Annotated in this window: 17 protein-coding genes; 9 read left to right on the top strand and 8 right to left on the bottom strand. The window is 68.7% G+C overall.

The features are described 5' to 3' along the window. The first annotated feature begins 4 nt into the window (after window positions 1-4). Both QJS31_RS08230 and QJS31_RS08235 read left to right on the top strand, forming a co-directional pair. A complete protein-coding gene (locus tag QJS31_RS08230) occupies window positions 5-790 on the top strand; it encodes an SDR family oxidoreductase (RefSeq protein WP_282782747.1) in 786 nt (261 codons plus the stop codon). 20 nt (window positions 791-810) lie between these two features. Beyond that, window positions 811-1,941, top strand: coding sequence for a sulfotransferase (locus QJS31_RS08235; protein ID WP_282782749.1), 1,131 nt, complete (start codon window positions 811-813; stop codon window positions 1,939-1,941). Between the two features lie 10 nt (window positions 1,942-1,951). Here the strand turns inward: QJS31_RS08235 and QJS31_RS08240 are convergent, their stop codons facing one another. Continuing rightward, window positions 1,952-2,584 (bottom strand): TetR/AcrR family transcriptional regulator, encoded by a 633-nt coding sequence (locus QJS31_RS08240; protein ID WP_282782751.1) that lies wholly within the window; start codon window positions 2,582-2,584, stop codon window positions 1,952-1,954. A 113-nt stretch (window positions 2,585-2,697) separates the two neighbouring features. Here QJS31_RS08240 and QJS31_RS08245 point away from each other — a divergent pair, with 113 nt between their 5' ends. From QJS31_RS08245 to QJS31_RS08260, 4 genes are all read left to right on the top strand, one after another. Continuing rightward, on the top strand, window positions 2,698-3,849 hold the full coding sequence (locus QJS31_RS08245; RefSeq protein WP_306356342.1) for an acyl-CoA dehydrogenase family protein: 1,152 nt from the start codon (window positions 2,698-2,700) through the stop codon (window positions 3,847-3,849). Window positions 3,850-4,202: 353 nt separating this feature from the next. Then, the gene (gene fabG, locus QJS31_RS08250; RefSeq protein ID WP_306356343.1) at window positions 4,203-4,976 is read left to right on the top strand and encodes a 3-oxoacyl-ACP reductase FabG; all 774 of its coding nucleotides are present in this window, start codon (window positions 4,203-4,205) and stop codon (window positions 4,974-4,976) included. 15 nt (window positions 4,977-4,991) lie between these two features. Then, entirely contained in the window at window positions 4,992-6,149 is a 1,158-nt protein-coding gene (locus tag QJS31_RS08255) for an acyl-CoA dehydrogenase family protein (protein WP_306356344.1), read from the top strand. A gap of 12 nt (window positions 6,150-6,161) precedes the next feature. Next, window positions 6,162-6,614, top strand: a complete 453-nt coding sequence (locus QJS31_RS08260; RefSeq protein ID WP_306356345.1) for a MaoC family dehydratase — start codon at window positions 6,162-6,164, stop codon at window positions 6,612-6,614. 78 nt (window positions 6,615-6,692) lie between these two features. Here the strand turns inward: QJS31_RS08260 and QJS31_RS08265 are convergent, their stop codons facing one another. From QJS31_RS08265 to QJS31_RS08285, 5 genes are all read right to left on the bottom strand, one after another. Further along, window positions 6,693-7,364, bottom strand: coding sequence for a YdcF family protein (locus QJS31_RS08265; RefSeq protein ID WP_282782761.1), 672 nt, complete (start codon window positions 7,362-7,364; stop codon window positions 6,693-6,695). A 317-nt stretch (window positions 7,365-7,681) separates the two neighbouring features. Continuing rightward, the gene (locus QJS31_RS08270; RefSeq protein WP_282785040.1) at window positions 7,682-9,307 is read right to left on the bottom strand and encodes a cytochrome bc complex cytochrome b subunit; all 1,626 of its coding nucleotides are present in this window, start codon (window positions 9,305-9,307) and stop codon (window positions 7,682-7,684) included. Next, entirely contained in the window at window positions 9,304-10,461 is a 1,158-nt protein-coding gene (locus tag QJS31_RS08275) for a ubiquinol-cytochrome c reductase iron-sulfur subunit (RefSeq protein WP_282785041.1), read from the bottom strand. The genes QJS31_RS08270 and QJS31_RS08275 overlap by 4 nt, the downstream gene beginning before the upstream one ends. 58 nt (window positions 10,462-10,519) lie before the next feature. Further along, on the bottom strand, window positions 10,520-11,401 hold the full coding sequence (locus QJS31_RS08280) for a cytochrome c (protein ID WP_282785042.1): 882 nt from the start codon (window positions 11,399-11,401) through the stop codon (window positions 10,520-10,522). 53 nt (window positions 11,402-11,454) lie between these two features. Next, window positions 11,455-12,072 (bottom strand): heme-copper oxidase subunit III, encoded by a 618-nt coding sequence (locus QJS31_RS08285; protein WP_029929373.1) that lies wholly within the window; start codon window positions 12,070-12,072, stop codon window positions 11,455-11,457. A 236-nt stretch (window positions 12,073-12,308) separates the two neighbouring features. On the opposite strand from QJS31_RS08285, the gene QJS31_RS08290 reads away from it, so the two are divergent. Both QJS31_RS08290 and trpD read left to right on the top strand, forming a co-directional pair. Next, window positions 12,309-12,704, top strand: coding sequence for a hypothetical protein (locus QJS31_RS08290; protein WP_282785043.1), 396 nt, complete (start codon window positions 12,309-12,311; stop codon window positions 12,702-12,704). A gap of 98 nt (window positions 12,705-12,802) precedes the next feature. Next, entirely contained in the window at window positions 12,803-13,852 is a 1,050-nt protein-coding gene (gene trpD / locus QJS31_RS08295; protein ID WP_280356747.1) for an anthranilate phosphoribosyltransferase, read from the top strand. A 342-nt stretch (window positions 13,853-14,194) separates the two neighbouring features. On the opposite strand, the gene QJS31_RS08300 is transcribed toward trpD, so the two are convergent. Beyond that, the gene (locus QJS31_RS08300) at window positions 14,195-14,470 is read right to left on the bottom strand and encodes an Lrp/AsnC family transcriptional regulator (RefSeq protein ID WP_029929370.1); all 276 of its coding nucleotides are present in this window, start codon (window positions 14,468-14,470) and stop codon (window positions 14,195-14,197) included. Between the two features lie 294 nt (window positions 14,471-14,764). Between QJS31_RS08300 and QJS31_RS08305 the strand changes: the two genes are divergently transcribed. After that, complete coding sequence (locus tag QJS31_RS08305; protein ID WP_282785044.1) at window positions 14,765-15,286, top strand: DUF3558 domain-containing protein; 522 nt, start codon at window positions 14,765-14,767, stop codon at window positions 15,284-15,286. Between the two features lie 643 nt (window positions 15,287-15,929). Here the strand turns inward: QJS31_RS08305 and QJS31_RS08310 are convergent. Then, window positions 15,930-18,044 (bottom strand): DEDD exonuclease domain-containing protein, encoded by a 2,115-nt coding sequence (locus tag QJS31_RS08310; RefSeq protein WP_372341692.1) that lies wholly within the window; start codon window positions 18,042-18,044, stop codon window positions 15,930-15,932. Between the last annotated feature and the right edge of the window lie 174 nt (window positions 18,045-18,218).

Genomic DNA, 18,218 nt, shown 5'->3' on the forward strand with positions numbered 1-18,218 from the left:
CCTCATGAACAACCCCATGCTGGCCGACAAGGTCGTCGTCGTCAGCGGCGTCGGCCCCGGCCTCGGCCGCTCCATCTGCACCGAATCCGCCGCCGCCGGAGCCACCGTCGTGCTGGCCGCGCGCACCGAATCCCGGCTGAAGGAGGTGGCGGCCGAACTGGAGGCGGCGGGTGCCGAAACCCTCTGCGTGCCCACCGACATCACCGACGACGAGGCGGTGCGCACGCTGGTGGCGCGCACCATGGACACCTTCGGCCGCGTCGACGTCCTGGTGAACAACGCCTTCGCGGTACCGTCCATGAAACCGTTGGAGCGCACCGACTTCCAGCAGATCAGCGACAGCCTGGATCTGACCGTGCTGGGTAATCTGCGGATGACCCAGGCGTTCACCCCCGCGCTGGCGGAGTCCGAGGGTGCCGTGGTCATGATCAACTCCGCGGTGCTGCGGCACTCCGAACCCCGCTACGGCAGTTACAAACTCGCCAAATCCGCACTGCACGCCATGTCGCACACCCTCGCCACCGAACTCGGCCCGAAGGGTATTCGCGTCAATACCGTCGCCCCGGGCTACATCTGGAACGACCAGCTGAAGTGGTACTTCGGCGAGATCGCCAAGAAGTACGGCATCACCCCGGAACAGGTGTACGAGCAGACCGCGGCCAAATCCGATCTGAAGCGGCTGCCCGAACCCGATGAGATCGCCCGCGCCGTGGTGTTCCTGGCCTCCCCGTGGGCCAGCGCCATCACCGGGCAGACCCTCGACGTCAACTGCGGCGAATACCACGTCTGAGAGTGGAGGAACAGACAATCATGAGCAGACGTACCGGCGTCGGAACGGTCGAGGACCTGCACGCCTCCGCCACCAAGGTCTGCGGTCTCACCGATTTCGGGGCCGACGACTACACCGAGGCGCTCGCCGTGCTGCTGGATTCCTACCAGCGCGACGCCGACCTGACCGAACTCGGCAGCAAGATGAGCCGCTACTTCCTGCGCGGCGCACTGGTGGCGCGGGCGCTGAGCGAGGCGTCCTGGCAGGCCCATCCCGGCTATGCCGACACCCCGGTCACCCGACCCATCTTCGTGACCGGCCTGCCGCGCACCGGCACCACGGCCCTGCACCGACTGCTCGCCGCCGATCCGGCCCATCAAGCGCTGGAGATGTGGCTCACCGAATTCCCGCAACCCCGGCCGCCGCGCGACACCTGGGCCGACAATCCGGTCTACCAGCGCATCGACGCCGGATTCGCCCAGCACCGCATCGAGAACCCGGAATTCATGGGCGTGCACTACATGAGCGCCGCCGATGTGGAGGAATGCTGGCAGCTGCTGCGGCAGACGGTGAAGTCCATCGCCTACGAGAGCCTCGCCTACCTGCCCACCTACTCGCGGTGGCTGCGGGAGCAGGACTGGACCAATGCCTATGTGCGGCACCGGAAGAACCTGCAACTCATCGGACTCGGCGACCAGCGCCGCTGGGTGCTCAAGAACCCCAGCCACCTGTTCGCCCTGGACGCGCTCATGCGGGTGTACCCGGATGCGCTCATCATCCAGACCCACCGCGATCCGGTCACCATCATCGGTTCCTCGTGCAGCCTGTCCGAGCAGGCCACCAAGGGGTGGTCCAACTCCTTCGGCGGGGCGAAACTGGGTGCGGCGCAACTGGAGCTGTGGTCGCGCGGCTGGCGGGAGTTCACCGCGGCGCGGTCGCGCTACCGCGCCGATCAGTTCCTCGACATCCAGTTCGAGGATCTGCGGGCCGATCCGATGGGCACCATCGAGACCATCTACAAGGCCTTCGGCATGGAGCTCACCGATGCGGCGCGCACGGCCATGCTCGCCCTCGACGCGGAGAGCAGATCCGGTGACCGCAAGCCGTCACACCGGTACTCGCTGGCCGACTACGGGCTGACCGAGGATCAGGTGCGCGCGGAATTCGCCTAGCCGGGTTCATTCAGGACGGGCCGGGGCTGTCGGCGCGCAGCCCCAGCCCGTCCACGAAGGCACGCAGCGCCAATTCGAAACTCTCGGAGTCGATTTCGTCGGCCCGGGCGCGCAGCAGGTGCGCCTGCTCCAGGTGCGGATAGCGGTCACGGTAGACCCGCACATCGTCGACGAAGCCGCGCGAGAACGAGCCGACGGTGGAACCCATCACCAGATAGCGGGTGGCCGCGCCGATCATGGTGGCCTCGCGCGGCGGCCAGCCCGCACCTACCAGGCCGCCGTGCACCGCATCGGCCGCGCGCAGGTTCTCCTCCCGCTGCCCCGGCCCGGAGGCCAGGTACGGCACGAAATTCGGATGCGCCACCAGGGCGGCGCGATAGGAGCGCGCCCACTCCATGAGTCCGTGCCGCCAGTCGCCGGTGTCGAAGGCCGAGGTATCGACCCGGCTCATGAGGCCGCGGGCGATATCGTCGAGCAGATCGTCCTTGGTGGGGTAGTGGCCGTACAGTGACGCGGCCTGAACGCCCAGTTCGGCCGCCAGCTTGCGCATGGACAGCTCACCGAGACCGTCGCGGTCGACGAGGGTCAGCGCCGCCTCGCGAATGCGGTCGCGGCTGAGCAGCGGCACCTTCGGCCTGGCCATCGCCCTCACCTCTCTCGTCGGAGCCGAATCTATCACCTGGCTCTTGATTAACCGAACGGCGTTAGGATACCGTCTGCGGCGTTAAACCTAACACTGTTCGGTTAGGAGTGGAGATGGACTTCGAACTCGGCGACGCGCACCGCGAACTGCGGGAGGTCGCCCGGGCGTGGGTCGACAAGGAGGTCGTGCCGTTCGCCACCGAGTGGGACCGCGCCGAAGCGGTCGATCCGGCGATCGTTGGCAAACTCGGCGCGATGGGCTTCCTCGGCATCGAGATACCCGAGGAATACGGCGGCTCCGGCGGCGATGCCCTGGCCTACTGCCTGCTGCTCGAGGAGCTGGGTCGCGGGGACAGCGCCGTGCGCGGCATCGTCTCGGTATCGCTGGGCCTGGTCGCCAAATCGATCAGAACCTACGGCAGTGCCGAGCAGCGCGCGCACTGGCTGCCGCGGCTGTGCGCCGGGCAGTCACTGGGCTGCTTCGGCCTCACCGAACCGGGCACCGGCTCCGACGCCGCCGCGCTGACCACCCGCGCCGCCCGCGACGGTGACGAGTGGGTGCTGTCGGGCACCAAGATCTTCATCACCAACGGCACTCACGCCGATATCGCGCTCGTCTTCGCACGCACCGGCGGGCCGGGGCCGAAGGGGGTGACCGCCTTCCTGGTGCCCACGGACACACCGGGATTCGGCCGCACCGAGATCAAGGGCAAACTCGGCCTGCGCGGTCAGGCCACCGCGGAACTGGTGCTCGACGACGTCCGGGTGCCGGATACCGCGCGGCTCGGCGCGGAAGGCCAGGGTTTCCGGATCGCCATGGGGGCCTTGGACAAAGGCCGCATGGGCGTCGCGGCGGGCTGTGTCGGCGTGGCGCGGGCCTGCCTGGAGGCGTCGGTGCGCTACGCCGGGGAGCGCGAGCAGTTCGGCAAACCCATCGCGTCCTTCCAGCTCGTCCAGGAACTGCTCGCCGATATCGCCGTCGAGGTCGACGCCGCGCGCCTGCTGACCTGGCGCGTCGCCGACCTGATCGAGCGCGGCCAGCCCTTCGGCACCGCCGCGTCCATGGCCAAGCTGTTCGCCAGCGAGGCGGCGGTCAAGGCCGCGAACAATGCCATCCAGGTCTTCGGCGGCTACGGCTACATCGACGAGTACCCGGTGTCGAAGTACCTGCGCGACGCCCGCGTGCTCACCCTCTACGAGGGCACCAGCCAGATCCAGAAACTGCTCATCGGCCGCGCCCTCACCGGCGTGAACGCCTTCGCGTGAACCGCGCCCGGCATAACCCGAAAGATACTGCCCGACAGGAGAATTCCGTGCCCGAGAATCCAGCACCGGCCAATCTCGCACCCGCTGAGCCCGCGGCTGCCGAGCCCACACCCGCCGAGTCCGCGGCTGCCGAGCCCACACCCGCTGAGCCCGCGGCTGCCGAGCCCACACCCGCCGAGTCCGCGGCTGCCGAGCCCACACCCGCCGAGTCCGCGGCTGCCGAGCCCACACCCGCTGACCGCGCACCTGCCGACTCCGCGCCGCTGAATCTCGCGGCTGTGGCACCCGCGTCCACGAGTGCTGCGTCCCCGAGTCCCGCGCCTCCGAACGCGTCGTCCCCGGGTCCCGCGCTCGTGACCCCCGGGCCCGGGAATCCAGCACAGCCGATCGCCTTCGTGACCGGTGCGGCACGGGGGATCGGCGCGGCCATCGCGCAGCGGCTCGCCGCCGACGGCGCCACCGTGGCGGTGGTCGATCTGGATGAGAGCAGCTGCGCCGCTACCGTGGACGCCATCGCCGCCGCGGGCGGCAAGGCCATCGCCGTGGCCTGCGACGTGACCGCCGAGGACCAGGTGGACGCCGCCGTCGACCGGGTGGCGGCCGAACTCGGCTCGCTGGACATCCTGGTCAACAATGCCGGGGTGCTGCGCGACAACCTGCTGTTCAAGATGTCCGTGGCGGAGTGGGACACCGTCATGTCGGTCCACCTGCGTGGTGCGTTCCTGTGCAGCCGGGCCGCCCAGCGGCATATGGTCGCGCAGCGCTCCGGCAAGATCGTCAACACCTCCAGCGTCTCCGCGCTCGGCAATCGCGGGCAGGCCAACTACAGCGCCGCCAAGATGGGCATCCAGGGCTTCACCCGCACCCTCGCCATGGAACTCGGGCCCTACGGCATCAACGTCAACGCCGTCGCACCGGGCTTCATCGTCACCGAGATGACCGCCGCCACCGCCGCCCGCCTCGGCGTGAGTTCCGAAGAGTTGCAGGCCAAGACGGCCGAGATCACCCCGCTGCGGCGGGTCGGCCAGCCCGCCGATATCGCCGATGTGGTGGCCTTCCTGGCCTCCGAGAATGCTGCCTTCGTCACCGGGCAGACCGTGTACGTCGACGGCGGACGCCGTCTCTAGGGGGTCGAGAACATCATGCGCAGAACGGTTTTCACCGCCGACCACGACGCCTTCCGGGAGACGGTGCGCGCCTTCATCGAGGCCGAGGTGGTGCCCGTCTACGAGAAGTGGTACGCCGAGGGCATCGTGCCCCGCGAGTTCTACTACAGGCTGGCCGAACTCGGCGTCTTCGGCATCGAGGTGCCCGAGGAGTACGGCGGAGCGGGTATCGAATCCTTCAAGTTCCAGGCCATTCTCATGGAGGAGACCGCGCGCGCCGGAGTGTCCTTCGGCGGTTCGGGCGTCCATGTCGGACTCTGCCTGCCCTATCTGAAATCCCTCGCCACCGCCGAGCAGAAACAGCGCTGGCTACCGGGCTTCGTCACCGGCGAACTCATGTTCGCCATCGCCATGACCGAACCCGGCACCGGCTCCGACCTGGCCGGCATGCGCACCACCGCCACGCTGTCCGAGGACGGTACCCACTATGTGCTCAACGGCGCCAAGACCTTCATCACCGGCGGCGTGCATGCCGACCGGGTGATCGTCTGCGCCCGCACCGCGCCGCCCACCGAACAGGATCGCCGCCACGGGATCTCGCTGTTCGTCGTGGACACCACCGCGCCCGGCTACACCGTCGGCCGCAAGCTCGACAAGCTGGGGCTGAAGGTCTCCGACACCGCCGAACTCACCTTCACCGACGTGCGGGTGCCGGTGGCGGATCTGCTCGGCGCGGAACATCAGGGGTTCTCCTACCTCGGGCGCAATCTGCCGCAGGAGCGACTGTCCATTGCCGTCGGCGCGTACGCGCAGGCCACGGCCGCGGTGCGGTTCGCGAAGGAATACACCCGGCAGCGCAGTGTTTTCGGGCAACCGGTGGCCAGCTTCCAGAACACCAAGTTCGAGCTCGCCGCCTGTCGCGCCGAGGTCGACGCCGCCGAGGCCGTGGTGGACCGCGCGCTCGACGCCCTCGACGCCGGGGAACTGACCCCCGCCGACGCCGCCTCGGCCAAGCTGTTCTGCACCGAGGTCGCCGCCCGCGTCATCGACCGGTGCCTGCAACTGCACGGCGGCTACGGATTCATCAACGAGTATCCGATCGCCCGGCTGTACGCCGACAATCGCGTCAACCGGATCTACGGTGGCACCAGTGAGGTGATGAAGATGATCATCGCCAAGGATATGGGACTGTAAGGAGCGCGACGCATGACCGAGTTCGCGGACTTCGACGCCCTGCGCGATGCCGTCGGCACCGAGGTCGGGGTGAGCGACTGGCTCACCGTCGATCAGCGGCGCATCGACCTGTTCGCCGAGGCCACCGGGGACCACCAGTGGATCCATGTGGACGCCGACCGCGCCGCCGCCGGACCATACGGCGGCACCATCGCGCACGGCTTTCTGACCCTGTCGCTCATCGTGCCGCTCACCCAGCAGATCATGACCGTGCGCCGCGCCAGCGCCGGAATCAACTACGGGCTGAACAAGGTTCGCTTCATCACGCCGGTTCCGGCCGGTGGGGCGATTCGGGTGCGGTTGACGCTGAACTCCGTCACCGACGTCCCCGGCGGGGTGCAGGCCGAACGCACCGTCACCGTCGAACTCGACGGTGCCGACCGTCCGGCCTGTGTGGCCGAGAGCATCACCCGCTATCTGATGTGACTCCGGGTCGGGTGGCGTCGCTGCCCCGTACCGCCGCGGTGTCGCGCGGCGGGTTGTCGGGTTGGGAGTGGGGGGCCGTCACTGCCCGGGGCCGAACGGCTGTGCCGACAGGGGCGTCTCATCAGGGGTCATGGTCGCCACCACCGGGATTCCGGCGGCCTGGAAGTTGCTGAGCGCGCGCCCGATGTGATCTGCGGAGGTGATCAGGATGGCGGTCGTCGCGCCGATGGCCGCCATCACCTTCGCCGAGAAGGCCGCGTTCTGCACCGTCGAATTCGCCTGGGTCTCGACATGGATGCGCTGCGGGGGAATGCCGCGCGCGATCAGCCACTCCGCCATGGCTGCCGCCTCGGGCACGCCATTGCGCGGATTGCCGCCGGTGACGATGACCGGCGCGGCGGGGGAGAGCACCGCCGAGACGTATCCGGCGTGCAGCCGATTGATCAGTTCCGGACGCATGGACCCGTCCGGCAGCAGCCCGTAGCCGAGCACCACGATGGCGGTGTTCGGGGTGAACAGCGCGGGCAGTTCCAGGCCCGGCAGGCGCACGGTCGTCACCGAATCGATGGCAGCGAGCACCTCGTCGGTGATTCCGGTGGACGGATGTGCCGGGGCGGCAGCGGGTTCGGCGAACACCGGGGCCGCGGTGAGGGCCAGGGCGGTCACGGCCGCACCCGTGACCACGAGCCGCGCGACCGTGCGGGCCGCGTGCCGCAGGGTGGGAACGGGGGGAAGGAACTGATCGAACATCGGGGTGACCTCCTGACCACAAGATGTGACAAGTAGTCGGTTCACATTTTCATCAATGATCACCCGTGCCGTACCGGCCGGTAGGCGAATCCGCGAAATCGGCACGCATTGGCGCGAACCGACAACCGGGCACCCATCGCCACACCCGAGGCGGGCGAGCATGGCCGCGACAACGCTGGGCCGACAATCGCGTTGGGCCGACCAGTCAGCAAGCTCCGACGACGGAGCAGAGTCCGAGGATGGAGCAGGGCCCCGAGTCGAGTTCGACTCGGGGCCCTGCCCTGTGACGATCAGTGAGAACTGCGCTCAGTGAGAAGTCAGTGCTCGCTGTGCTTTCCGCTGGAACCCTCATCCTGCGCGGCCTCCAGGGCCGCCAGCATGTCGTGCTCCTCCTGGTGCGCCGCCTGCGCGTTGGCCTCGATCTCCGCGGGCGGGTCGGCCCGCAGGAAGGAGCCCGAACCCGGCTTGCCGGCCGAACCCAGCTTGGACATCTTCTTCGGCACCGGAGCGCCCTGGTACTCCAGGGGGATCGGGTGGCCGTGCGAATCCACCGGGCCCAGCGGCTGGTGGATCTCGATGTACTCACCGTGCGGCAGCCGCTTGATCACGCCGGTCTCGACACCGTGCTCCAGCACCGCGCGGTCGCTGCGCTGCAGGCCGATGCAGAACCGGTAGGCGATGAAGTACGCCAGCGGCGGGCCGACCAGCAGCAGGATGCGACCGCCCCAGGTGGTGGCGTTGAGCGAGATGTCGAACTTGAACGCGATGATGTCGTTCACGCAGGAGATGGTCAGCACCAGGTAGAAGGTGATGGCCATGGCGCCGATGGCGGTGCGCACCGGCACGTCGCGCGGCCGCTGCAGCAGGTTGTGCCGGGCGTCGTCACCGGTCAGGCGCTTCTCGATCCACGGGTAGGCGATCAGCACGGTGAACACCAGACCCATGATCAGCGCCACCCAGAACACCGCGGGCACCGTGTAGTTGCCGATGTAGATCTCCCACGGCGGCATCAGACGCGCCATGCCGTCGGTCCACATCATGTAGAAGTCCGGCTGCGAACCCGCCGAGACCTGAGACGGGTTGTACGGACCCAGGTTCCAGATCGGGTTGATCTGCAGCAGACCACCCATGAGCGCGATGATGCCGAGGGTGAAGCAGAAGAACGCGCCCTGATCCGCGGCGAACACCGGGACGATGCGCGCGCCCACCACATTGGTTTCCTTGCGGCCCGGGCCGGGGAACTGGGTGTGCTTCTGGTACCAGACGATCGCCACGTGCGCCGCGATCAGCGCCAGCATGATGCCCGGCAGCAGTAGCACGTGCGCGATGTACAGACGCGGAATGATGATGTCGCCGGGGAAGTCGCCGCCGAACATCAGCCAGTGCAGCCAGGTGCCCACCACCGGAACACCGATGGTGATGCCCGAGAAGGCCGCGCGCAGGCCGGTACCCGACAGCAGGTCGTCCGGCAGCGAGTAGCCGAAGAAGCCCTCGAACATGGCCAGGATCAGCAGCAACGAGCCGATCACCCAGTTCGCCTCACGCGGCTTGCGGAACGCGCCGGTGAAGAAGATGCGGAACAGGTGGATGATGATCGACGCCGCGAACAGCAGCGCCGCCCAGTGGTGCACCTGCCGGACGAACAGACCGCCGCGCACCTCGAAGGAGATGTTCAGCGCCGTCTCGTACGCCCGCGACATGCCGACGCCGCGCAGCGGCTGGTACGCGCCGTCATAGGTGACGTGCGCCATCGACGGGTCGAAGTACAGCGTCAGGTAGATACCCGACAGCAGCAGGATGATGAAGCAGTAGAGCGCGATCTCACCGAGCAGGAACGACCAGTGGGTCGGGAAGACCTTGTTGATCGAACGCTTCATGAAGGCCGCGGCGTGATACCGCTCGTCGATCTCGTTGGCCTGTGCGGCCGCTTTGCTTGGGCTCATGAACGACGCTCCCAGAAGGCCGGTCCGAGCGGCTCGATGAAGTCGCCGTTGGCGACCAGGTAGCCCTCGGAGTTGACGGTGATCGGCAGCTGCGGCAGCGCGCGGGCGGCGGGACCGAAGACCGGCTTACCCCATTCGGTCGCGGAGAACTGCGACTGGTGGCAGGGGCACAGGATCCGGTTGGTCTGCTGCTCGAACAGCGAGGTCGGGCAGCCCAGGTGGGTGCAGATCTTCGAGTAGGCGAAGTAGTCGCCGTAGTTGAAGCTCTCCTGGCCCTTGCGCTTGATCGCCTTCTCCGCGTCCGCGGTGCGCAGGCGGATCAGCATGACGGAGTTGCGGATGCCGCGCAGCGACTGCAAGGTCTCGTGCGAGTCGCCCCGCCACTCTTCCTTCCAGGGGAAGACGGTCTCCATCGCGCCCGCGTCCAGATCCTCCGGACGTACCAGCACGATGTCCTCCGGGCGGCCGGTGTCACGACGCAGGTAGACGGTCTGACCCGGGTAGTCCGGCGTCCAGCCCGACACCCACAGCGGCGACTTGTCGCCCTTGGCCCACGGGTTCTTCACCATGCCGCCGACGAAGACGAACAGCGCGCCGATGCCCAGCAGGCCCGCGCCCAGACCCGCGGTGCGGGTGATCATCTTGCGGCGGGCCAGCGTGGAGGTGTCCAGCGCGTCCTGCAGTTCGGCGGCCAGCGTGCGGCGGTTGGTCTCCGAGGACTTGCCGTCGTGGCGGTCCTGGATGGAGATCTCGGCCGGAATGAACTTCTTGCGGATCAGCACCACCGCGATACCGATGGCCAGCACCGCGATACCCAGCGACAGACCGACCAGCGGGGTGTAGAGGCTGTAGGCGGCGTTGCCCTCGTCATTGCGGGACTTGTAGCTCCACGGCCAGAACAGGAAGACGCCGATCAGCGCGACGGCCGACAGCGCCGAGATGCCGAACCACATCGCCACCTGACGCTCGGCCCGCTTCTCGGCCCGGGTGCCGGGCACCGGCCAGCGCGGCGCGCGATAGGCGACGTCGACACCGTCCATCTTCGTGCCGAGTTCGACCAGTTCGTCCCGCGACAGCGCGTCGAGCTGCTCCTCGGTCAGATCCGTCTGCGGCGTGGGGTGGTCCCCCATGCTGTTTCGCTCCTCTTCGCTCATGACTGCGTCCTTTGGGTCATGCGCACGGCTCCACCGCGGTGACGTCGCGCTGCCGGGCTCATGTCCGGGATCCGATCCACATGGCGGAACCGACCAGGAGGGTGATGCCGACGATCCAGGCGGCCAGACCCTCGGTGGCGGGACCGAAGCCGCCGAGGCCGTAACCGCCCTCGGACTGGGTCTCGGTGCGGTCCTTGACGTAGGCGACGATGTCGCGCTTCTCCTCCGGCGTCAGCTGCCGGTCGGAGAACTTGGGCATGTTCTGCGGGCCGGTGAGCATGGCGGTGTAGATCTGCTGCTCATTGGCCGGTTCCAGCGGCGGCGCGAACTTGCCCGACGACAGCGCGCCACCCTTGCCGGTGAAGTTGTGGCAGGACGCGCAGTTCATGCGGAACAGCTCGCCACCGCGACCCAGATCGGCGCCGCCGATCAGCGACTCCTGCGCGATCTCGCCATTGGCGTCGCGCACCACGGTCGGGCCGCCGCCGTTGGCGGCGATGTACGCGCCCAGCGCATCGGTCTGGCGGGCGTCGAACTTGGGGGGCTTGCGCATGATCTGCGCCTCGTTGCGGACCGCGGGCATGCGGCCGGTGGAGACCTGGAAGTAGACCGCGGCCTCACCGACGCCGATCAGGCTGGGGCCGCGATCCTCCACACCCTGCAGGTTGACGCCGTGGCAGGTGACACACGAGGTGTCGTAGATCTGCTTACCCTCGCGCAGCAGCGCGGACTGATCCTCGTTCGCGGTCGCGACCTGGGCGTCCGGGGTCAGCGCCGAGGCCGTGAAGCCGGCTCCGACGAGGCCCATCAGCAGAACCAGACCGCCCGCGAAGCGCCGCTTGCCGCGTCGCTGCCTGCGGACCTTGGTGGCCTGATTCTCTTGCGCGCTGCCGATCCCGGGGCCGCTGGGATCTGGCGCTGACGGGGGAGATGAACTCATCTGTGTCCCTTTGGAGTAGACGGAACCGACTGTGCAGAAGCTCTTGTCCGGAACTAGCGGACGAAGTAGATCGTGGCGAACAGCCCGATCCAGACGATGTCGACGAAGTGCCAGTAGTAGGAGACGACGATCGCCGCCGTGGCCTGCGCCGGGGTGAACTTGCTGAGCGTCGTGCGCACCAGCAGGAACACGAAGGCGATCAGACCGCCGATGACGTGCAGGCCGTGGAAGCCGGTGGTGATGTAGAACACCGAGCCGTACACGCTGCTGGAGATCGAGGTGCCCTCGTGCACGAGGTGGTAGTACTCGTAGCCCTGGCCCGCCACGAAGAACGTGCCCATGAGCAAGGTGATGAAGTACCAGCGCCGCAGGCCGAACACATCGCCCTTCTCCGCCGCGAAAACACCCATCTGGCAGGTGAAGGACGACGCGACCAGCACCGCGGTGACAGGCACGGCGAGTGCCATGTTCAGCTCGGTCGGCTCCGTCGGCCAGCCGAGCTCCGGGTTGGCCTGCGCGCGAGCAACGAAGTACATGGCGAACAGGCCGGCGAAGAACATCAGCTCGCTCGACAGCCAGATGATGGTACCGACACTGACCATGTTGGGCCGGTTCAGCGAATGCACACGCTGAGTAATGGCCGATCCTGGGGTCCCTACTGCGGTCGTCACGCCGGTAAGTATGACCCCTTGTAGTACGACAGGTGTAGCCGGGTACGAAAGTTCGGGGCGCGTGTCGGAAACCGCAGCGCGAGAGGATCTCCCGACTAGCGCTCGGCGTGTCTCTTGAGCAGGGCTTTCCTGCTGCCGGGGCGCGCTTCGCGGCGGTGACGGCACCCAAGCTAAAGCATGTGGCTGAGAAAAAGGCAAGAGTGAAACCTGTGATCCGGACCCGCGGAAGGAACGAAATGACCTCTAAGACCTGGTGGCGGCGGCTGTTCGGGCGGGCGACCGCGCCCGAACTCGATCCCTCCGGCGCCGATCTGGTGGAGGTGGTGTCGAGTTTCGATGACACCGAAGCCTGTTCGACCGCGCTGGAGCGCGCCACCGGCTGGGCACCGGAACGACCCGCGGTGCTGCGGCACCTGCTGCGGCTGCCCGCCGCGCAGGTGGAGACCGCCGCCGCTATCGCCGCGCAGGACGGGTACGCGGTGCACGAGCGCGGCGACGGCGACCCGTGCGAGGTGGTGTTGCAGCGCGTGCAACCGCTCGACGCCCTGCACTGCTCACAGGAACGCGCCCGCATGGCCGGATTGGCGCAGCGCCACGACGGAACGGCGCTCGGATGGACCGCCTGGCAGTGAAAGCCGGTACCCGCCCGGGGGAAAAACCCTCGCCCGGCGCACTAGGCTGCTGAGGGAGCACTGGTGTGCCGGAACCACCAGCAATGGGAGAGAGAAGCATGAGCGCGCGCAGCTGGAGGGAAATCCTCACCATCCTGACCGAAGGACGTGACCTGTCCACGGAGGAGGCGGCGTGGGCGATGAACGAGATCTTCACCGACAACGCCACCTCCGCCCAGATCGCGGCCTTCGGCGTGGCCATGAAGATGAAGGGCCCCTCGCTGTCCGAACTGAGCGGACTGGCCTCGGGCATGCTCGCCCACGCGCGGCGGGTGGAACTCGACTTCGGTGCCGTCGACATCGTCGGCACCGGTGGTGACCGCTCCGGCAGCGTCAATATCTCCACCATGTCCTCGATCGTGGTGGCCGCCAGCGGGGTGCCGGTGGTCAAACACGGGAACCGGGCGGCGTCCTCCAAGAGCGGCGGGGCCGATGTGCTGGAGGCGCTCGGCGTGAAGATCGCGCTCGGGCCGGAGGCGGTGGAACGCTGTGTGCGCGAGGTCGGGGTGGGCTTCTGCTTCGCGCCCATGTTCCATCCATCACTGCGGTTCGCCGGACCGGCGCGCAGTGAGATCGGCATCCCCACCGTATTCAATGTGCTGGGGCCGCTGACCAATCCGGCGCAGCCGCGGGCGGGGCTCATCGGGTGCGCCTTCGAGGACCTGCTGCCGACCTATGCGGGCGTGTTCACCGAGCGCGGCGCCTCGGCGCTGGTGGTGCGCGGCAACGACGGACTCGACGAGATCACCACGGTGGACACCACCGACGTGTGGGTGGTCGCGGGCGGACAGCGCCGCCACGTCACCATCGACCCGGTCGAACTCGGGATTCCGCGGGTGGAACCCGCCGCGCTACAGGGCGGGGACGCCGCCATGAACGCGGTCATCGCCCGCAATATGCTGGCGGGCGAGCCCGGTCCGGTGCGGGACGCGGTGCTGTTGAACTCGGCCGCGGCCATCGTGGCCTTCGAACTCGACAGTGTCGAGACCGATCTGCACGACAAGCTGGCCGGAGCGTTGAAGCGGGTCGCGACCGCGGTCGACTCCGGGGCGGCGGCCGGGCTGCTCGACCGGTGGGCGGCACTCAGCAATGAACTCGGTACCGACTGAGTCGGACCGGATCGGTCGAACGGGCGGCTGCCGTCCGGCGCTACCGGCCGGACGCGGCCGATGCTCCCCGTCGAGTTCACGCGGCGGGGAGATCTCGTTTATCGCGTAGCCGGTGTGTTGCTGATGGGCGGAACCTGGTCGCCACGTTAGGGTGCACGGATTGCCAGCCGAGCCGACGCACCCGATGTGGATGCACCCGCGGTTCGAGTGAGGAGTTCAGCATGCGCGACGCTCTGGCCAAATCCGGGCTGTTCGCGGCCGTCCTGATCGTGGCCGCCCCGATGGCGCTCGCCGCGCTCACCACGGTGGGGACCCGGCTACGCGGCTGAGCTCGCGCGGCACCTACTCGCCGATGGAGAATCCCGCCTCCACATCGGCGCGCGCATAGGACTTGAAGGCGATATTGGTGACGGTGCGCAGCACACCCGCCGTCTTGTTGATCCTGCCGGTCACCACCTCGGCGATCTGCTCATGATCGCGCACCCGCACGATCGCGATCAGGTCCACATCGCCCGCGCACGAATACACCTCGGTCACGCCGTCGATATCGGCCAGCGCCTGCGCGGTCTCGGGAATGCGGGCGGCCTCGGCGTGGATGAGCACGATCGCGGTAATCATGACGCCACTGTATTGGATCGCGCCCGCCCACCGCTGCGGCCGGGCGCGGGCGGGCGGACCTCGCGGCGCGGGGCACCGAACCGCACGTCGTCGTGGGTGGTCGGTGTGTCGGTAGCCGACGGAGCGGTGAGGGGCGGTCGATCGCGGGGCGGTGTCGCGGGCCGTCGAGCTGGTCGGTTGTTCGCGGGGCGGTCAGCGGCCATTGCGTGTGGCGTGGGCAGGGGCCGGTCGTTCGCGGGGTGGTCGCGATCCGTTGCCCGCGAGGCGGCCGGGGTGTCGGTAGCATCGAAGGGTATGCGGGGGGTTGCCGTATTCCTGGTCGGAGCGTGCGCGCTGCTGGCCGGTGCCTGTGGGTCGGAGGACGCGCGGGAGGAGGCGGGTGACCGGCCGCCGGTGCGGGTGGCGGCGCCGGGGCCGTTCACCGGCGAGTGCGGTCACGTGACGGATGCCGAGATACGTTCCACCACCGGTCTTTCCGAGCCCTCCGATATCTTCCGCAACTCCGTCACCTGCCGCTGGTTCCATACCGCGCAGCACACCGATGTGACCTTCACGTCCTATCGCGGCAGCCCCATCGACCGCGAACGCGCCTGGGAAGCCCTGTGGGGCCGCGACATCCGCTCCCTCACCCTGGCAGACCACCCAGGCTTCCTCTCCCACAGCCCCGACGGCCCGACCCGAGAGGTCTGCGTGCTCGCCGTCCAACTCGGCGACGACTTCTTCGAATGGTCCTACCGCGGCGTGGTCGCCCGCCCCCGCGCCAGCTGCGACATGGTCCAGCACCTCGCCGACCTGACCGTGCGACGGATGGGGTGAGCGCGGCGGGACGAGCCGAGATTCGCAGTGGGCAGCGGCACAGTCACCGGTGCGGTCTCGAGTGCGGCTCGCACGCTGTCACGCGCGTCGTCGACAGGTGGCCGAGGCGTTCACCCACGCGCACGGGACGGCCGCGACCGAGGCCCCCACCCGCGAGAGTGTGCAGGCGGTTTCCCTCGATACCGCCGCAACAGCCAGGTGGCGGTGCACCACCGGTTGGAGCTCATCGACGCAGCGAAGCTCGCAGCAGCGCCCTACGGCTGGGCTGGATGCGCTACCCGTCGCGGGCCTCCAGTTGATCGCCGCAGACGAGGTCATCGCCGCGGCCCTGGAGGCTCGCGTTCAACGCGCGTCGCGAGGGGAACCGGTGGCGGCAACGGCCGAGAGGACGCCGCCACCGGTTCCCCCTCGCGATGGCTGCGGGGGCGGGTGGTCGGTGTGGGGCGGAGTGGGCGTAGGCGGGGCGGGTTCATGATCGCCTGGAGCGTCGCTGTGGTGGGGAGGAGGCGCTTGTCGGCGGACTGTGGCGGGGTGGGGTGCTGCCGTCACGGCCTGCCCGCGTGCGCTTCGCCTCGGCGGGTCCGGCACGGCGGCTGGTGCGGGGCGGCGATGTGCCGGGGGCGGAGGAGCCGCGAGGCGCATGTCAGCCGTGGTCGTCGATGGGCTGTTCACCGCGGGTCGCCGCGTCGGCGCGGTCGAGCCAGGTCGTCCATGCGCCCGCACCGAGGCGGGGTTCGCCGTAGCCGTCGGAGGTGCGGACGATGCGGGTGCCGGGTTGCTCCAGCCAGCGGGCGAGGAGGGCGGCCTCCTCCGGAAGTGCGCCGCGCAGTGGGGGATACGGGCCGTCGTCGAGGATGTCGCCAGCGGGCATGCGGTCGGGTGTGCTGGGTGGTGTGTATCCCGAGGTGTGGCCCGGCGCGGGGAGTGTGTAGCCCGGGGTTGGGTCGGGTGTGCCGGGTGTGTGGCCTGGGGTCTGGTCGGGTGTGCCGGGTGTGTGGCCTGGGGTTGGGTCGGGGGTGCCGGGTGTGTGGCCCGGGGTCTGGTCGGGTGTGCCGGGTGTGTGGCCCGGGGTCCGGTCGGGCGCGCTGAGTGCTTGCGGGGTTTCGTCAGGTCGCCTGGGTGCGGGTCTCGCGGTGTGGTCGGGTGTGCCGAGTGCGGGTTTCGGCGTTCGGCCGGGCGTGCCGGGCGGTGGTGTCGGATCGGGTGCGGTCGCGTCGGGGGGAGTGCTGTCGTGGAGGTGGGTGGGGATGACGGTTTCGGCGGCGGCGACCAGGTGGTCGACGACCGGCATGGGGGGTACGCCGCGGGCTGCGGTTCCGGCGGCGGCCAGGCGGGCGTGGCGGATGACGGCGAACTCCCAGCCGCCCGCGCCGTCGGGGCGGGCGGCGATCAGTTCGGGGATGCGGGCCAGGGCGGCCAGGCGCTGGGTGCGGCGCAGTGCGCGCAGGACGGTGGCCAGGCGGTCGCGGAGTCGGGCGGCGGATTCGAAAGTCTCTGCGTTGGAATAGGTTTCGATGCGTGCGCGAATGTCATGCAGGGGTTCGTCGGAGCGGCCGGTGAACAGTGCGCGGACCGCTTCGGGAGCGCGGTTGTACTCCTTTATATATAGGGGTGCGTTTCGGGCGCTCGCCGGGCAACCGCCGACCACGGCGGGCGGGCACTCATGGCGGCCCTCGCGCGGGATGCGGACGGTGCAGGTGCGCAGGCCGGTGTACTCGGCGATCGTCACCCCCACTTCGGCCGCGTCCGCCCGAGATCTGAAGGGCCCCAGGCTGTATCGCGTCGGCGTCCGCGAGACCGCGAAACGGGGGAACGGCTCCTCGGTGAGCGTGAGCCACCACGCCCGCTGCGGGAACTTCGACCGGCGGTTGTACGGCGGCGCGTGCGCCATGAGCAACCGCAGCTCCCGCACCCCGGCCTCGAGCCCGTGCGCGCACACCACGTGGTCGACCCGGGTGGCCAGCCGCACCATCTCCCGCATTCGCGGTCGGGTCTCCGAATCGGTGAAGTAGCCGCGCACCCGGCGGCGCAGATTGACCGCTGTCCCTACATAGAGGACCTCATCGGAGGGGCCGCGGAACAGATACACCCCGGGCGCGGTCGGAAGATCCACCGCCAGTACGCGTTTGGCGCGCTGCTGCCGCGTGACCTCCGGCAGATAGTCGACGAGTTCGGTGAGGCTGTGCACGCCCAGATTCCCGACCCGACCGATGAGCGCGTGCAGTACGTCCACGGTGGCGCGGGCATCGTCGAGCGCGCGGTGCGTGGGCGTCGTCTCCGCGCCCAGCAACTGCGCCAGCACCGACAACTTCACCGAGGGGGCCTCGTCGCGGCCCAGGATGCGCCGTGCCAGCTGCACCGTGCACACCACCTGGAACGCGGGCCAGGCCAGCTCACAGCGCAACGCCGCCGCCTTCAGGAAACCGAGGTCGAAGCGTGCGTTGTGGGCCACCAGCACCGCACCCGCGGCGAACTCCAGGAAGCCGGGCAGGACCGCGTCGATCCGGGGGGCGTCATAGACCATGGCGGTGGTGATGCCGGTGACCTGCACGATCTGCGGCGGAATCGACCGCCCCGGGTTCACCAGGGTGGCGAACTCGCCCAGTACCTCGCCACCGCGCACCTTCACCGCGCCGATCTCGGTGATGGCGTCGCCCTCGGGGCTGGTTCCGGTGGTCTCCAGGTCCACGACCACGAAAGTCGTGGCGTAGAGCGGAGTGTCGAGGTCGTCGAAGGCGAGCTGCTCGGGCACGGCCAGCAAGCGTAGGCCGGGGGTCCGACATGTTTTCCACGACGGAAATGTCCGTTTATCTGACCGAGATTCTCGAGATGAATGACCCGAATTGCGAAAGTATGCCTCTTTGTGGCCAGGGTCACAGTTATTTGCATTGTCTATCAATGCGAACGGGGTGACCGGGCGGTCCGGTGGGTC

It is taken from the genome of Nocardia sp. CC213A (assembly GCF_030766805.1).
GTDB classification, from domain to species: Bacteria; Actinomycetota; Actinomycetes; order Mycobacteriales; family Mycobacteriaceae; genus Nocardia; species Nocardia otitidiscaviarum.

Bases quoted from the DNA above. Each gene is read 5' to 3' on its own strand.
- QJS31_RS08280 (WP_282785042.1), bottom strand. From the start codon at position 11,401: ATGAGTTCATCTCCCCCGTCAGCGCCAGATCCCAGCGGCCCCGGGATC.
- QJS31_RS08255 (WP_306356344.1), top strand. From the start codon at position 4,992: ATGCGCAGAACGGTTTTCACCGCCGACCACGACGCCTTCCGGGAGACG.
- QJS31_RS08245 (WP_306356342.1), top strand. From the start codon at position 2,698: ATGGACTTCGAACTCGGCGACGCGCACCGCGAACTGCGGGAGGTCGCC.
- QJS31_RS08240 (WP_282782751.1), bottom strand. From the start codon at position 2,584: ATGGCCAGGCCGAAGGTGCCGCTGCTCAGCCGCGACCGCATTCGCGAG.
- trpD (WP_280356747.1), top strand. From the start codon at position 12,803: ATGAGCGCGCGCAGCTGGAGGGAAATCCTCACCATCCTGACCGAAGGA.
- QJS31_RS08230 (WP_282782747.1), top strand. From the start codon at position 5: ATGAACAACCCCATGCTGGCCGACAAGGTCGTCGTCGTCAGCGGCGTC.
- QJS31_RS08265 (WP_282782761.1), bottom strand. From the start codon at position 7,364: ATGTTCGATCAGTTCCTTCCCCCCGTTCCCACCCTGCGGCACGCGGCC.
- QJS31_RS08260 (WP_306356345.1), top strand. From the start codon at position 6,162: ATGACCGAGTTCGCGGACTTCGACGCCCTGCGCGATGCCGTCGGCACC.
- QJS31_RS08300 (WP_029929370.1), bottom strand. From the start codon at position 14,470: ATGATTACCGCGATCGTGCTCATCCACGCCGAGGCCGCCCGCATTCCC.
- QJS31_RS08270 (WP_282785040.1), bottom strand. From the start codon at position 9,307: ATGAGCCCAAGCAAAGCGGCCGCACAGGCCAACGAGATCGACGAGCGG.
- QJS31_RS08305 (WP_282785044.1), top strand. From the start codon at position 14,765: ATGCGGGGGGTTGCCGTATTCCTGGTCGGAGCGTGCGCGCTGCTGGCC.
- QJS31_RS08290 (WP_282785043.1), top strand. From the start codon at position 12,309: ATGACCTCTAAGACCTGGTGGCGGCGGCTGTTCGGGCGGGCGACCGCG.
- QJS31_RS08235 (WP_282782749.1), top strand. From the start codon at position 811: ATGAGCAGACGTACCGGCGTCGGAACGGTCGAGGACCTGCACGCCTCC.
- QJS31_RS08275 (WP_282785041.1), bottom strand. From the start codon at position 10,461: ATGAGCGAAGAGGAGCGAAACAGCATGGGGGACCACCCCACGCCGCAG.